We start from the raw sequence: 1,478 nt of genomic DNA, 5'->3' as shown, positions 1-1,478 counted from the left end.
TTTCACGCTCAAAACACCCACCCATAATTAAAAAACACCTTAAAATGGTTAGCCCCTTCATTGAAAATAAAAGAGTTCGTATAATCACCACCGCTAGAAACGACGCTAGCTTTTCTTTGGATTAAAGGGATGCTAATCCCTACAGAATATTTAGAATGCTTATAGCGGTAGTTCAACCCAGTAGCCACATCTAAATTACCGCTCCCTTTGACTTTGTTCAACACATAATAGCTGTTATACAAGCCCCTTAACCCCCCAAAGATGCCAAAAGATGATGAAAAATTCCTTCTGGTTTGAATGTCTATAGGGCTATTTTTATTGGAGTAAGTGGTGATGAAATCCACCAATAAATCTATCCCCCCACCATAGCTTAGTTGTTGGACTTTTTGGTTAGCGGCTTTAGCGTAATTGTATTTGATGATGCCATAATAAGCTAATCCTATGAAATCATTAAAGTAGTTTTGATAGCCTATTTTAGCGTTAACCCCTAAAATAGGGCTTCTAAAACTTTGCGAAGCGCTTGAAAAATAGTGGTTAGTAACGCTAGAAGTGACAAAGGTTTTTTGAATAGTGCTGAGCATGGAATTGGCTAAATCTTGCGTGTTCAAACTAGCGTTTAGATTGTAGTTTGTTTGAGCGCTCAAATTCGCATAATCTATGGGTAAAGCGTTTTGATTAATAAGCTGTTGCCAAACCGCTGCTGTTACCCCTAAAAAGCCAGCTGGGACATCCGCGCAATTGTGATAGATGGAATTAGGGTAGTTACTAGGGAAAGCACTCTGATTAGAACCCCCATAAAGCGAACACACATTATAGGGGAGGCCATCAGAATCTTTTGGTTTGCCATTATTATCCTTTTCCACTTGACCATCTTTCATCACCGGCACCCTTTGATAGGTCATGTTCCCATTGTGTCCATAGCCTTTAGTGTGGCTGAATTCATGCAAGATGGTTCTTAAATCCTGTAAATTGATAGTCTTAAGGTTGTTACCAAACAGCTTTTTAGGATCTAAAGCAGAAGCTACTACCCCTAACTGACCATAATGCTTACCATCATCATTGTTGCTAGGGGTAATATCACTCCCAAGACCTACAACCCCTGAATCTTTTAAAACAACGACATCAAGATCCGCTTTGTTTCTAAATTTATTGACAATGTCTTGTTTGTTTAACACATAACTTGCATTTTGAGAATTGACACGCCCGTTTGTCCCGGGATTTACGCATTCATTCTCTTTACTAGTATCGCATTCCTCTCCGCCTTTATTAGTAAAATCAAAAGGAGCGTTTAAAATCGCATCGCCCCAAGATTGGGAGTCTAAGACAGCGATCATGTTCAACATTAAATTAGTGAATTCTTCTGCGGTTTGTGGGGTGAAATTTTGCCAACAATCATTTTTTGTATTACCATTATTATTGTAAGGACAAGTGTTGAAATTGTTTGGATTTTCATTACTATATTTCATTATAAGATTTGT

1 protein-coding gene is annotated in these 1,478 nt (G+C 38.2%); it reads right to left on the bottom strand.

The window, feature by feature from the left end; all coding sequences use genetic code 11:
- Positions 1-8 precede the first annotated feature (8 nt).
- The coding region (locus tag DBU79_RS07690; RefSeq protein ID WP_195834253.1) for a porin family protein at positions 9-1,478 on the bottom strand (1,470 nt) is incomplete at its 5' end.

The sequence above is a fragment of the Helicobacter pylori genome, from assembly GCF_009689985.1.
Taxonomy (GTDB): domain Bacteria; phylum Campylobacterota; class Campylobacteria; order Campylobacterales; family Helicobacteraceae; genus Helicobacter; species Helicobacter pylori_CG.
The sequence above is the reverse complement of the archived record's forward strand: the minus strand, read 5'-3'. Positions and strand labels throughout refer to the sequence as shown.